Annotated in this window: 10 protein-coding genes and 3 tRNA genes; 9 read left to right on the top strand and 4 right to left on the bottom strand. The window is 57.9% G+C overall.

Translation table 11 applies throughout. The features are described 5' to 3' along the window. Positions 1-68 precede the first annotated feature (68 nt). From MARHY_RS11030 to MARHY_RS11010, 5 genes are all read left to right on the top strand, one after another. Entirely contained in the window at positions 69-1,307 is a 1,239-nt protein-coding gene (locus MARHY_RS11030; protein WP_014421878.1) for an aspartate kinase, read from the top strand. Between the two features lie 172 nt (positions 1,308-1,479). Then, entirely contained in the window at positions 1,480-1,677 is a 198-nt protein-coding gene (gene csrA / locus MARHY_RS11025) for a carbon storage regulator CsrA (RefSeq protein WP_011784483.1), read from the top strand. A gap of 126 nt (positions 1,678-1,803) precedes the next feature. Beyond that, positions 1,804-1,893: transfer RNA gene (locus tag MARHY_RS11020), tRNA-Ser, on the top strand. Between the two features lie 55 nt (positions 1,894-1,948). Continuing rightward, positions 1,949-2,025 (top strand) — tRNA-Arg (locus tag MARHY_RS11015). A gap of 20 nt (positions 2,026-2,045) precedes the next feature. Beyond that, positions 2,046-2,122: transfer RNA gene (locus MARHY_RS11010), tRNA-Arg, on the top strand. A gap of 99 nt (positions 2,123-2,221) precedes the next feature. Here the strand turns inward: MARHY_RS11010 and MARHY_RS11005 are convergent. Continuing rightward, positions 2,222-2,758, bottom strand: coding sequence for a DUF2058 domain-containing protein (locus MARHY_RS11005; protein ID WP_011784484.1), 537 nt, complete (start codon positions 2,756-2,758; stop codon positions 2,222-2,224). Between the two features lie 104 nt (positions 2,759-2,862). Here MARHY_RS11005 and dbpA point away from each other — a divergent pair, with 104 nt between their 5' ends. The 4 genes from dbpA to MARHY_RS10985 all read left to right on the top strand — a co-directional run bounded on the left by dbpA (position 2,863) and on the right by MARHY_RS10985 (position 7,891). Continuing rightward, the gene (gene dbpA, locus MARHY_RS11000; protein ID WP_014421877.1) at positions 2,863-4,236 is read left to right on the top strand and encodes an ATP-dependent RNA helicase DbpA; all 1,374 of its coding nucleotides are present in this window, start codon (positions 2,863-2,865) and stop codon (positions 4,234-4,236) included. A 225-nt stretch (positions 4,237-4,461) separates the two neighbouring features. Continuing rightward, entirely contained in the window at positions 4,462-4,713 is a 252-nt protein-coding gene (locus MARHY_RS10995; RefSeq protein ID WP_011784486.1) for an OadG family protein, read from the top strand. A 42-nt stretch (positions 4,714-4,755) separates the two neighbouring features. Continuing rightward, entirely contained in the window at positions 4,756-6,543 is a 1,788-nt protein-coding gene (oadA, locus tag MARHY_RS10990) for a sodium-extruding oxaloacetate decarboxylase subunit alpha (RefSeq protein WP_014421876.1), read from the top strand. Positions 6,544-6,556: 13 nt separating this feature from the next. After that, positions 6,557-7,891, top strand: a complete 1,335-nt coding sequence (locus tag MARHY_RS10985; RefSeq protein ID WP_041654810.1) for a sodium ion-translocating decarboxylase subunit beta — start codon at positions 6,557-6,559, stop codon at positions 7,889-7,891. Positions 7,892-7,947: 56 nt separating this feature from the next. On the opposite strand, the gene MARHY_RS10980 is transcribed toward MARHY_RS10985, so the two are convergent. The 3 genes from MARHY_RS10980 to imuA are packed head-to-tail and all read right to left on the bottom strand — an operon-like array spanning position 7,948 to position 13,184. Next, positions 7,948-11,067: an error-prone DNA polymerase gene (locus tag MARHY_RS10980; protein WP_041654808.1), complete on the bottom strand. Its 3,120-nt coding sequence runs from the start codon at positions 11,065-11,067 to the stop codon at positions 7,948-7,950. After that, complete coding sequence (locus MARHY_RS10975) at positions 11,067-12,488, bottom strand: Y-family DNA polymerase (RefSeq protein WP_014421873.1); 1,422 nt, start codon at positions 12,486-12,488, stop codon at positions 11,067-11,069. The genes MARHY_RS10980 and MARHY_RS10975 overlap by 1 nt, the downstream gene beginning before the upstream one ends. 3 nt (positions 12,489-12,491) lie before the next feature. Then, the gene (gene imuA, locus MARHY_RS10970) at positions 12,492-13,184 is read right to left on the bottom strand and encodes a translesion DNA synthesis-associated protein ImuA (RefSeq protein ID WP_011784491.1); all 693 of its coding nucleotides are present in this window, start codon (positions 13,182-13,184) and stop codon (positions 12,492-12,494) included. Positions 13,185-13,246: the final 62 nt, after the last annotated feature.

Below are 13,246 nucleotides of genomic sequence, written 5' to 3'. Positions count from 1 at the left end.
CGCCCGTTTGTTTTTGATGGCGGGGCGCCCAGTCCCGTTGTGACACCCCGTTTCGGAGTTTGGGAAACATGGCTCTGCTGGTTCAGAAATTTGGTGGTACGTCCGTCGGGACAACCGAGCGGATTGAAGCGGTAGCTGACAAGGTCTGTCGGTTCCGCAAAGAAGGGCACGATGTCGTGGTTGTGGTTTCGGCCATGAGCGGTGAAACCAACCGTTTGATTGCACTCGCCAACGATATTATGGATGAGCCTACCCCCCGTGAGATGGACGTTCTGGTTTCCACCGGCGAGCAGGTGACCATTGCCCTGTTGTCCATGGCACTCCAGAAGCGGGGCTGCGATGCCCGGTCCTACACCGGTTCCCAGGTCAGGATTCTCACCGACAGCAGCCATACCAAGGCCCGTATCAAGCAGATTGATGAGCAGCGCATGCGGGAAGATCTGGATGCCGGTCGGGTGGTCGTGGTAGCCGGCTTCCAGGGCATTGATGACAACGGCAATATCACCACGCTCGGCCGTGGCGGTTCTGACACCACGGCGGTTGCCCTGGCGGCGGCACTGAAAGCCGATGAATGCCAGATCTATACTGATGTAGATGGTGTTTACACAACTGACCCCAGGGTAGTGGACAGTGCCCGCCGGTTGGAGCGCATTACATTTGAAGAAATGCTCGAGATGGCTAGTCTGGGTTCTAAGGTACTCCAGATTCGCTCAGTTGAGTTTGCAGGTAAATACAACGTTCCATTAAGGGTGTTGTCCAGCTTTCAGGAAGGCGAGGGCACCCTGATTACTTTTGAGGATGAGAACGCCATGGAACAACCGGTTGTTTCCGGCATTGCTTTCAATCGTGACGAAGCCAAGCTGACGATCTCTGGTGTACCCGATACACCGGGCAGCGCACTGCGGATTCTCAAGCCCGTCAGTGATGCTAATATCGAAGTAGATATGATCGTTCAGAACGTGGGCGAGGATAACAAGACTGCCTTTACGTTTACGGTGCATCGCAACGATTTCAAGCGGGCCCAGGAAGTGTTGCGCGGTGTTAGCGCTGAGCTGGGTGCCGGTGAAGTGGGTGGAGATACCAAGATCGCGAAGGTCAGCATTGTGGGCGTGGGTATGCGCTCCCATGCGGGCGTTGCAACCAAGATGTTTGAAGCGCTGTCCAATGAGGGCATCAATATTCAGATGATCTCCACGTCAGAAATCAAGATTTCGGTGGTGATTGATGAGAAGTATCTCGAGCTTGCCGTTCGCGCACTGCACAGTGCGTTCGAGCTGGATAAAGCCGGGGTGGAGGAGAGTGCCTGAGGCAGGAGGTCTCAAATGCTCTCTGATCAAGGTCATTGAAGATAGCTATCAGGATTCAGGTAAGTATAAGTATTTCTGCGTCTTTAGTGTCTGAAGTGATCTCATTATAAAAGCAATAAGTAAACAGTAGTGTTTGTCGGAACAGGTAGCTCTGGAATAGGGAGTAAGGGATATGTTGATTTTGACTCGCCGTGTTGGCGAAACCCTCATGATCGGCGACGAAATTACCGTCACCGTTCTGGGTGTAAAGGGGAATCAGGTACGCATCGGTGTGAACGCGCCAAAAGATGTGGCGGTTCACCGCGAAGAAATCTATCAGCGAATTCAATCTGAAAAAGGCTCCGAAGAGCCGGAATCGGGCAATCGTTGATCAGTTAAAAAGCCGTTCGAGGGTAACCCGGACGGCTTTTTTGATTGTGGGGAAAATCGGCCAGAAAAAAGTCGTGTCAACCCTATGAAAACAGAAAAATTATGGTAGTATACGCCCCGTTCTCAAGGAGAGGTGGGTGAGTGGCTGAAACCAGTTCCCTGCTAAGGAACCGTACGAGCAATCGTACCGAGGGTTCGAATCCCTCCCTCTCCGCCATTTTCTCCCCGGAGAGAAGTGAGAACAGTTGAGGTAGCACTCAACGTTGCGATGCGCGGCTGTAGCTCAGCTGGATAGAGTACCTGGCTACGAACCAGGCGGTCGGAGGTTCGAATCCTCCCAGCCGCGCCAACATCGCAAATCAGTTTCAAGCGGCTGTAGCTCAGCTGGATAGAGTACCTGGCTACGAACCAGGCGGTCGGAGGTTCGAATCCTCCCAGCCGCGCCATATTAAAGTCAAAACGCCTCAGTTTGTGTACCCCACAGGCTGAGGCGTTTTGCTATACAAAATAAAAAACCCCGCCTTGTGCGGGGTTTTTTATTGTCTTTACCACATCAAGTCGTCGGGGATTTCATACCCTGCATACGGGTCGTCTTCGCCTGCGTCATCCTGTTTACGATCATGCATTGAGATGATGGCGCTCTCATCGCGCTCCATAATCTTGCGGGCCACCCTGTCCGGGACGATCTCATAGTGGTCACCCAGCGCCACAATGGCCAGACGGCCTCGAGAGAGTTGGTCCACCATCTGTTCGTTCACCAGAATCTTCTTGATCTTCTTGCCGTCGACAAACTGGTAGGAGGTTTCGCCGCGGCTCCGGTCCAGGCGATTGGTTTCGATCAGCTGCCGAATCTGTGCCTGAATCGCCTTTTTCTCAGCCTCTTTCTTGCGCTCAAGGTTGAGCTGCCGATCCCGTTCGGCCTTTTCCTGGCGAGCCTTGCGGGCGCGCTCTTCGGCTTCGTTTACAGTCGTGGCGCCTTTGGGCTGTTGCTTTCTCTGTTTTCTTTTTTCATTTCGTACTTCCCGGGCTTTCTTTTCGTCGGCCAGCCCGGCCTTTAATAACTGTTCCTGCAGTGAGGCCATCAGCGACTCCGTGAATTCATGATAAACTGGTGCGATCAAACGTTAAGTATACGCCGTCAGCATTCTCTCAATAACCCATCACAACCCACCCCACGGATTTTTCTATGTCATCTTTTAAAGCGCTTGGTCTTTCCGCGGCCATGCAGGCCAACCTTGATCAATTGGGTTACCAGCAACCCACGCCGGTTCAGGCAGAGGCAGTTCCGCTTGCGTTGGCGGGCAAGGACGTGATTGCCATGGCGCAAACCGGCAGCGGCAAGACAGCGGCGTTCGGGATACCGATTATCGAGACGATCGATCCGCGACGCTTCCATGTTCAGAGTCTTGTTCTTTGTCCCACCCGGGAACTGGCGGATCAAGTGGCTAAAGCGTTGCGAGAGTTGGCACGGGCCAAAGATAACGTGAAGGTGCTGACGTTGTGTGGTGGTGTGCCTATCGGGCCCCAGATCGGGTCGCTCAGCCATGGCGCTCATATCGTCGTGGGCACGCCCGGCCGGGTAGATGACCACCTGCGCAAAGGTACGCTTTCGCTGGATGGCTTGAAAGTGCTGGTGCTGGACGAGGCGGACCGCATGCTGGATATGGGGTTCGAGGAGGTGGTCACCAGTATCGTCTCCCAATCTCCCGGTGGCAGGCAGGCGCTGCTGTTCTCCGCCACCTGGCCGCCGGCCATCAGAAAGCTGAGCGAGCAATTCCAGAGCAAGCCGGAAGACGTGCGGGTGGAATCAAAAGCGGCCGCCATCACCATTGAAGAATCCTTTTACGAAATCCAGCCGGATCAGCGGGCGGCGGCCGTGGCAGCACTGCTTTCCCGTTTTCAGCCGGTGTCGTCTCTGGTGTTCTGTACCACCAAACGGGACTGTGATGAGCTGTCGGATGAACTGGGTCGTCTCGGCTTTTCGGCGTTGTCGCTACACGGCGATCTGGACCAGCGCGAACGGGACAGCGCTCTGGTTCGATTTGCCAACCAGAGTTGTACGGTTCTGGTGGCTACCGATGTGGCGGCAAGGGGGCTCGACATCAAAGGGCTACCACTGGTCATCAATGCCGAGCCTGCGCGGGATCCCGAGGTGCATACCCATCGGGTGGGCCGTACCGGCCGGGCAGGCGAGCAGGGGCATGCGGTTACTCTCTGCACTCCGCGCCAGGGCCACAAGATTACACGCCTGGAAACGGAGCGGGGCGAGCCGGTGTTGTGGGGCGATACCGAAGCGTTGCTGGCGGAGGCGTTGCGCCCGGTTACACCGGCCATGAAAACGCTGTGCCTGGCTGGCGGTCGCAAAGACAAAGTGCGCCCTGGCGACGTGATGGGAGCTCTTACCGGCGAGGCCGGTATTCCCGGCGCTGCCGTTGGCAAAATCGATCTGTTCGACTTTCAGTGCTTCGTGGCGGTTGAATCCCGATGGGCGGCCCAGGCGCTGGCGCGGCTGGAGAAAGGCAAGGTGAAAGGTCGGAAATTCCGGGTTAGATATGCATGATTAATGCCTGATGAGGCTGTTGCAGCAGGTGTCATTTCAGGCCGGGACGCTCGGAAAGTCCCTATAGAAATGCGTGCTTCAGGTTGCTCCTGGTCATTGAAAACGGTAAATTACGCAGGATTTTGCCTCCCGAATTGTTCCGCCGGGCCATTAGACTTTAGTTTTAGTGGTGGCTTGTCGGGCGGTACGGGGAAATCAACAAACCAATACAGGTAGCTGTTCGATATGAATGAGCTGATGTCACAAGCCGTAGACTTGATGATTGCCGGCATGGGCTTCGTGTTCGTGTTCCTGATTATTCTGGTATTCGCGACCGGCCTGATGTCCAAAATCATCCTGCGGTTTGCGCCGCCAGAGCCGGCAACCCCGGCCAGAACGCCACGTGCCAAGCCGAAGGCGCCCACGTCGGTTGACCCTGACACCGCCGAGGCCATCAAGAAGGCGATTGCACAATACCGGTCACGCCACAAGAAGTGACCCCGGTACACGATTAGAACCTTTTAACAGAAGGCTGACACGATGACTGACACGAAAAAACCGCTGGGGATTACGGACGTAATTCTGCGTGACGCCCACCAATCCCTGCTCGCCACCCGCATGCGTCTGGACGACATGCTGCCAATCGCCGAGAAACTCGACAAAGTGGGTTTCTGGTCGCTGGAATCCTGGGGTGGGGCTACCTTTGATGCCTGTATCCGTTACCTGGGCGAAGACCCTTGGGAGCGCATCCGCGAACTTAAAAAAGCCATGCCCAATACTCGCCAGCAGATGCTTCTGCGCGGCCAGAACCTGTTGGGCTATCGTCACTATGCGGATGATGTGGTTGACCGTTTCTGTGAGCGTGCCGCCGAGAACGGCGTAGACGTGTTCCGTATTTTTGATGCCATGAACGATCCCCGCAACATGGATCGCGCGATCAAGGCCGTTCGCAAGACCGGCAAGCATGCCCAGGGTACGATTGCTTACACCACCAGCCCTGTGCACACCATCGATATGTGGGTAGATCTGGCGAAAGAAGTCGCCGACATGGGCGCAGATTCCATCGCGATCAAGGACATGGCCGGTATCCTCAAGCCGTATGTGGCCTATGATCTGGTCAGTCGCCTGAAGAAAGAGCTGGATATCCCCATCCACATGCAGTGCCACGCCACCACCGGCATGTCGACCGCCACCGCCATCAAGGCTGCGGAAGCCGGTATCGACAACGTGGACACCGCCATTTCGTCCATGAGCATGACCTACGGCCATTCGCCCACCGAGGCGGTTGTTGCCATTCTGGAAGGTACCGATCGTGACACCGGTCTTGATCTGAACCTGCTGGAAGAAATCGCGGCGTATTTCCGCCAGGTGCGCAAGAAGTATGCGAAGTTCGAGGGCAGCCTGCGCGGCACCGATTCCCGCATTCTGATTGCCCAGGTTCCGGGCGGTATGCTGACCAACATGGAAAACCAGCTGCGCGAGCAGAATGCAAGCGACAAGTTTGACCAGGTGCTGGAAGAAATTCCCAAGGTTCGTGAAGACCTAGGCTTCATTCCGCTGGTGACTCCGACCTCGCAGATTGTCGGTACCCAGGCCGTACTGAATGTTCTGACCGGCGAGCGCTACAAGTCCATCTCCAAGGAAACCTCCGCCATTCTGAAGGGTGAGTACGGCGCAGCGCCAGCCCCCATGAATAAAGAGCTTCAGGAGCGTGTGCTGGATGGCAAGGAAGTCATGACCTGTCGTCCTGCAGATGTGCTTGAGCCAGAAATGGACAAGCTGACCGACGAACTGAAGAAGCTGGCGGACGAGAAGGGTATCAAGCTGGCCGACAACCTCGAAGACGACGTGCTGACGTACGCTCTGTTCCCGCAGATCGGCCTGAAGTTCCTGGAGAACCGCAACAACCCGGATGCGTTCGAGCCGGTACCGACTGCAGAAGACGCCGCACCGGCCAAGAAAGCCGCAGGCCCGGAGACTTACACCGTGGACGTTAACGGCAAGAAGTTTGTGGTGGCGGTTTCCGAAGGTGGCGAGATTACCCAGATCCAGGGTGACGGTGGCGCCGCGTCTGCTCCGGCCGCTTCCTCCGCACCTGCTCCTGCGGCAGGCGAAGGCGAGCCTCTGGTGGCACCGCTGGGTGGTAACATCTTCAAGGTTCTGGTTTCTCCGGGTGACACCGTTGAGGAAGGTGACGTGCTGATTATCCTCGAAGCCATGAAGATGGAAACCGAGGTTCGCGCACCGAAAGCCGGTACTATCGGCGAAGTCTTCATCAAGGTCGGTGATGCCGTCTCCCCTGATGATGAAATGCTGACAATCGCATAAGGGCCAGCATTCCATGGATAAATTAATGACACTGTGGACAGGCAGTGGCCTGTTCAACATCGAGCTGGGCCAGGTGATCATGATCGCTATTGGCCTGTTGCTTCTCTATCTTGCGATCAACAAGAAGTTTGAGCCGTTGCTGCTGGTGCCCATCGGGTTTGGTGGCATTCTGGCGAATATTCCGGAGGCAGGGCTTGCCCTGACTGCGGCTGAAAACGCTATTCACTTTGCTTTGCAGGGTGGCAACTCCAAGGTTCTGGCTGCACTGGCGGCGCCGCTGGATGTGGCCTATCAGGTCGGACAGGCGATTACGCCTGAGCTGAAAGAAGCCTTCAAAGTAGCGGTGAAAGAAGCCAGTTATTCCGAAATGGCGATGGCCAACTCCATTGCGCAGGATTACGGCTACGGCAATGGCATGCTGTATAACTTCTACTCTGTGATTATCGGCAGTACCGTTGGTCCTCTGCTGATTTTCATGGGTGTAGGGGCGATGACCGATTTTGGCCCTTTGCTTGCTAACCCCAAAACCCTGCTTCTGGGTGCGGCTGCGCAGTTCGGTATTTTCGGTACCGTTATTGGCGCGGCGTTGCTGGACTGGACGGGAATACTGGAGTTCAATATTCTCGAGGCCGCTGCAATCGGCATCATTGGTGGCGCCGACGGCCCCACCTCCATCTACGTATCCAGCGTACTGGCCCCGCATCTTCTGGGTGCGATTGCCGTCTCTGCTTATGCGTACATGGCGCTGGTGCCGATGATCCAGCCGCCGATCATGAAGGCGCTGACCAGCGAGAAAGAGCGTGCCATCAAGATGTCGCAGCTGCGCCCGGTGAGCAAGAGAGAGAAGATTGTCTTCCCTCTGGTTGTTCTGATTGCCGTGGTTCTGTTCCTGCCCGATGCGGCTCCGCTGCTGGGTATGTTCTGCTTCGGTAACCTGATGCGTGAGTGTGGCGTGGTAGAGCGTCTGAGCGATACCGCACAGAACGCGCTGATCAACATCGTAACCATCTTCCTGGGTCTGTCTGTTGGCTCCAAGCTGATGGCCGACAAGTTCCTGGATGGCCAGACGCTGGGTATCCTGGGCCTGGGTATTGTGGCTTTCGGTGTAGGCACCGCTTCCGGTGTACTGATGGCGAAACTGATGAACAAGTTCACCAAGGAAGCGATCAACCCGTTGATTGGCTCCGCAGGTGTATCCGCGGTGCCGATGGCGGCGCGGGTCTCCAACAAGGTGGGCCTGGAAGCCAACCCGCAGAACTTCCTGCTGATGCACGCAATGGGTCCGAACGTGGCCGGTGTTATTGGCTCTGCGGTTGCAGCGGGGGTAATGATCAAGCTGCTCGGCTGATCCTTACCGACACTGCCCTGAAAACCCCGCCTTTGGCGGGGTTTTTTCGTTTGTGGTCAGTGGAAATCCCGGGAGCTGACCGGTAGTGAGTTGATCAGATGGCTCAAGTCAGATAGCTTGCCGGCCATGACATGAACGATATCCCCCTCTTTTTCGATAACTCCTTTGACGTGTAACAACCGGGCGGTGAGCAACGGTTTGCGTTGGCGGCGGGCGGTGTCTAGCCAGACGACGACGTTGACGTTGCCGGTTTCGTCTTCAAGGGTGACGAAGGTGACGCCGGAGGCGGTGCCGGGCCGTTGGCGCCCGGTGACCAGGCCGGCTACTTGTACGGGGATGCCGGGGCGGGTGGCTTTGAGTTGGTCGGCGGTGAGGCAATGGCGCAGGTGGCCTTGTTCGCGGAGCAGGGCAAGGGGATGTCTTTGTAGTGTTAAGCCCTGGCTGCTGTAGTCGGCCAGTACGTTTTGCCCTTCGGTGGGCTCCGGGAGCAGGTGGCAGGGTTCCGGTGTGTATTCGGTCATGGCTTCGTTAGCGAAGAGCTCGGCGGGTTCTTCGTGTTCGAGCAGTTGCCAGTAAGCCTGGTGGCGGTTGCTGGTGAAGCCGGGCATGGCGTTGGCGCCGGCGAGAAGTTCCATGTCACTCTGGTTGAGGCCAGCTCGGGTGCGCAGTTCGGCGGCGCTTTGGTAACCGTTTGTCGGGCGGTTCTGGTGGGCGCGCTCGGCGCCATTGCGAGACAGGCCTTGAATGATTCTAAGGCCAAGGCGCAGGTGCTGCTCCGGGCCTTGCAGGGTGTGCTGCCACTGGCTGTGGTTGACGTCTGGTGGCAGCACGGTAACGTTGTGGCGCCGGGCATCCTGAACCAGCTGGCTGGGCGAGTAAAAGCCCATTGGCTGGCTGTTGAGCAAGGCGCAATAGAATGCTGCCGGATGGTGGCGTTTGATCCAGGCAGAGACGTACACCAGTAAGGCAAAGCTGGCGGCATGGGATTCCGGAAATCCATAGCCACCAAAGCCGCAGATCTGTTTGTACAGGCGCTCGGCGAAGTCGGCATCGTGGCCCCGCTCCAGCATGCCCTGAATCAGTTTGTCGCGGAAAGGTGTCAGATCGCCATGGGATTTCCAGGCTGCCATGGCACGGCGAAGTTTGTCGGCTTCGCCCGCACTGAAACCGGCGGCGACCATGGCCAGTTTGATGACCTGTTCCTGGAAGATCGGCACCCCGAGGGTGCGTTCCAGCACCTGGCGTACGGCATCGTTGGGGTATTCTACTGCTTCCATGCCGTGTTTTCGGCGCAGGTAGGGGTGCACCATGTCGCCTTGTATGGGGCCCGGGCGAACGATGGCGACTTCGATCACAAGGTCGTACCAGGTTTCCGGTTTCAGCCGCGGGAGCATGTTGATCTGGGCGCGGGACTCCACCTGAAAGACACCGATACTGTCGCCTTTTTGCAGCATGGCGTAGGTGTCAGGGTCTTCCTGAGGGACGTCCTGAATGGTAAACGTCGTGCCTTTCTCTTCACTGATCAGCGCCAGTGCTTTGCGAATGGCGGTGAGCATGCCCAGGGCCAGGACATCCACCTTCATCAGCCCCAGGCTTTCCAGGTCGTCCTTGTCCCACTGGATAACCGTGCGCCCTTCCATGGCGGCATTCTCGACAGGCACCAGTTCTGAAAGCGGGCCGGCGCTGATCACGAAACCGCCCACGTGCTGGGACAGGTGGCGTGGAAAGCCCAGCAAGGTGTTCACCAGCGTGAAGAACTGATCCGCGACGTTGGGGCTGCGGGTCAGGCCCTTGTCCAGAATCTGCTGGCGCCAGCCGGTGGTCTTGTCACGCCAGTCGATGCCATCCAGCAGCTTCTCCACCAGTGTGGCATCAAAGCCCAGCGCCTTGCCCACATCCCGAATGGCGCTGCGGGGGCGATAACGAATCACGGTGGCGGCCAGGGCGGCCCGCTCCCGGCCGTAGCGCTGGTAAATGTACTGAATGACCTCCTCACGCCGTTCGTGCTCGAAATCCACATCGATGTCGGGGGGCTCATCCCGGTCTTTGGAGATGAACCGTTCAAACAGCAGTTCCACATTGGCCGGGTTCACCTCGGTGATGCCCAGGCAGTAACAGACCGCGGAATTGGCTGCGGATCCCCGGCCCTGGCAAAGAATGCCCTGGCGCCGGGCAAAGTCGACGATGTCGTGGATGGTGAGAAAATAGTGTTCGTAGCGCAGTTCGGCAATCAGCTCCAGCTCTTTGCGAATCAGTGCCTGCACCTTCATGGGTGTGCCCGATGGGTAACGCCGCCGTTCACCCTCCCGGGTGAGTTGCGCCAGAAACGATGTGGGTGTTTCGTGTTCCGGCACTAAATCGGGAGGGTATTCATAACGCAGGCTGCCAGGCTCAAAGCTGCAGGCTTCGGCGATTGCCACGGTCTCCCGAACCCAGGGCTCGGGGAATAGTCGCCGGATAACCGGTATCGGGCGCAAATAACGCTCGGCATTCTGAAACAGGCAGTGTCCGGCCTGTTCCAGCGTGGTGTGGTGGCGCAGAGCTGTCAGCACGTCCTGTAACGGCTGGCGTTCGCGGCGATGCATATGAACCTGGCCGGTTGCCACCACTGCGCAGCGCATTTGTTCAGCTAACCACCGTACACGGACCAGTTGCTGTTCCTCGCCGGCTTCCAGTGTGCGGGTCGCTGCAAGGCGTAGCCTGTGCTCGAAAATCCGTTGCAGCCATTCGCCGGTGATCAATGCCTGGTGCGCGTTGGTTTGTGATACCAGCGGTGGCAGCCACAGGCAGAGGCAGTGGTCCAGCGAATGGGTTTCGATGTCCCGGGTCAATAACCGGTATTGCCCTTTCTCAGCGCGTCGCCGCCCGATGGTGATCAATTGGCAAAGCTGACCGTAGCCCTCGCGGGTTCGAGCCAGCAGTATGAACCGGGGTGGGGCAGTGGCGCCCTCGGGAGTATCGCTCAGTTCGAACCAGCTCCCGGTAATCAGCTTTACCGGGCTGTCTTTAAGGGCTGCCCAGGCTCTGGGGATGCCCGCCACCGAGCAGGCATCGGTGATGGCAATTGCCCGATAGCCAAGCTCCGCGGCTTGCTCGGCCAGTTCATGGGGGTGGGAGGCGCCGGTCAGGAAGGTGAAGTTGCTGAAGCAGAACAGCTCGGCGTAATCAGAATCCATCAGCCAAACCACCCGTGTATGTACCAGCCATCGCGGATATCCCGGAACACCCACGCCAACTGGCCGCTGGACAACTGGGCAATATAGTAGTCACGATGCACCCGCTGGCCGTCCCACCAGCCAGCACTGATGCGTTCCGGCCCCGAGAACCATCTGGCCGGAGGTTCTGCCAGTGGGTGTGGCGTGGATAACAGCCATAAAGGGCGCGCAGGCAGGCCAGAGACCTCTGGTGTTTCGCTGTGCCTGCTGGCTGGTTTTATGGCGGAGGCTGTCCAGGCAAACTCCGGGCGGTGGTCTGCCCTCGGTGCAAGCTGTTGCAATGCCTCAGTACCAAGGCGGGCCTGTAAACGACTGGCCAGCGTATGCCAGGCTTCATTCAGGTCCTGTCCATCGCCCAGGAGGTCCTGGCCAACCGGGGCTTCCCGGCCCAGAAACCGCTTTACCGACAGGGACAGACTGATCACCGGTGCCCGCAGCGGGTGCTGATCCAGTTTCAGGCGCAGCAGTTTCAGAAAGCTCTCTGCCCGATGCTCCGGGCCAGTCGTTCGCAACGTTAACCGGGTGGCTTCTTCGTGCCGGTGTTGGAGTAAAAGATGCAGGGTGTCGGTGTCCTGTTGGCGCCAGCACAGGTCTTCTTCCAGCTCGGTCAGAATCCGCTGTAGCGCGAACAAAAGCCCCTGGGCATGCTCCACTTCCTGAATAAAATCGGCCCGCTGGCGGAATCGGTGCGGGGGGTGCCAGGGCGATTTGGGGTCTGGCCTGGTGCCCTGGGCTTTTTGTATACGTGCCAGCAGCTCCGGGGATAGCCTCCGTGCCAGTTCCCGGGCTGGCAGATTGAAGACTTCAGCCAGCGTATTCAGCCCCAGGCGATGCAGGCGGGTACAGGATTTTTCATCAAAACCCGCAGCCACCAGAGGCAGTTTGCCCAGGGCCGTCAGAATGTGGCCTTTGTCTGCGGTGCACTCGCCTTTGCCTGCTTGCGCAAGGAGCTGAGCCGCCAGTGGCGTATGCCCAAGAGCCAGCCAGGCAGTGAGTTGCCGCTCTGCCAGAGCCTGCTCGACCGTTTGCCAAACGGCGGGAAGCCCGCCATATAGCCGCTGGAGGCTGCTGACTTCAGCCCACAGACCGTGCGGCGGCGACAGGGTAATGTGGGCCGCGTAACGATATAGCCAGCGGGCCTGCTCTTCCAGCAGATTGGTTTCCTGTTGAGAATCGAGATGCAGAATCACCAGGTCTGGTGCCAGGCCCAGTGCGGTCTTGAGGCGCATGCCCGGCCGAATACCCAGGTGATCGGCTTCTGGACAAACCTGCAGAATAGCCTGACCGGCAAGATCGACCACCGCAAGTGCGCCCTGAGTTTGCTGGCTACGGCGAACATGATCCAGCAGCAGGTGAGGGAAGTGCAGATACAGCCACAACATGAATCAGGTGGCTCCATCCTGTGACCATGGCCCCTGAATCACACCAGTGGGGTCGCTGGCCTGAATGCCCGCGCGATGCCCAAGGGCAAGAGTGCAGCGCTGCCCTGGCCAGCTACCACGGCGTTTCAGAATGTTGATCTTGAGATCCTGGTGTTCTCCGGGAATCAATTCCAGCCGAAGCGCGGCCGGTGAATGCTGCTCTGCCTGCCGACGTTCCCGAAACAGAATGCAGACATTGTTACCCGCTTCGGAGGCCAGTTGCAGCCGGCGGATATCCCGGGTGGCCAACTTCCCCGGCCAGGCCATCACCAGGCCTGTGACAGGGGAGCGCAGGCAGTTTTCCAGTGTCCACAGAAAGTCAGCGGAATCGTGAGTTTGAACCAGCACCAGTTGATCGGTATTTACGCCAGCCCTGGCCAGCGCCGGGGCATAAGGTGTGTGGGGCGGGTTCAGCCAGAAAATGGTCTTTCCCTGCCTGGCGACCTTCTGCATAAGCGGAAGTACCAGGTGCAGCTCGCCAATGCCACAGCTGTCCAGCAGGCATTCACTCAAGGCACCCTTGGGCCAGCCGAGCCCACCAAGTTGGTTATCCAGAACCTGATACCCCGTGTGCTCCGCCGGAGAGGCGTGTTTCTGGGGCTTATGACCCTGCCAGATACGGGCGTCCTGAAGCAGGTGGTTGAGTGATTTGCTCATGCTTATTTCTCGAATACTGTTTATATATACAGTATTCGGAAAAAGGGTCGATTTCAACTGCC

Origin of the sequence: Marinobacter nauticus ATCC 49840, assembly GCF_000284615.1 — a bacterium.
GTDB classification, from domain to species: domain Bacteria; phylum Pseudomonadota; class Gammaproteobacteria; order Pseudomonadales; family Oleiphilaceae; genus Marinobacter; species Marinobacter nauticus.
The sequence above is the reverse complement of the archived record's forward strand: the minus strand, read 5'-3'. Positions and strand labels throughout refer to the sequence as shown.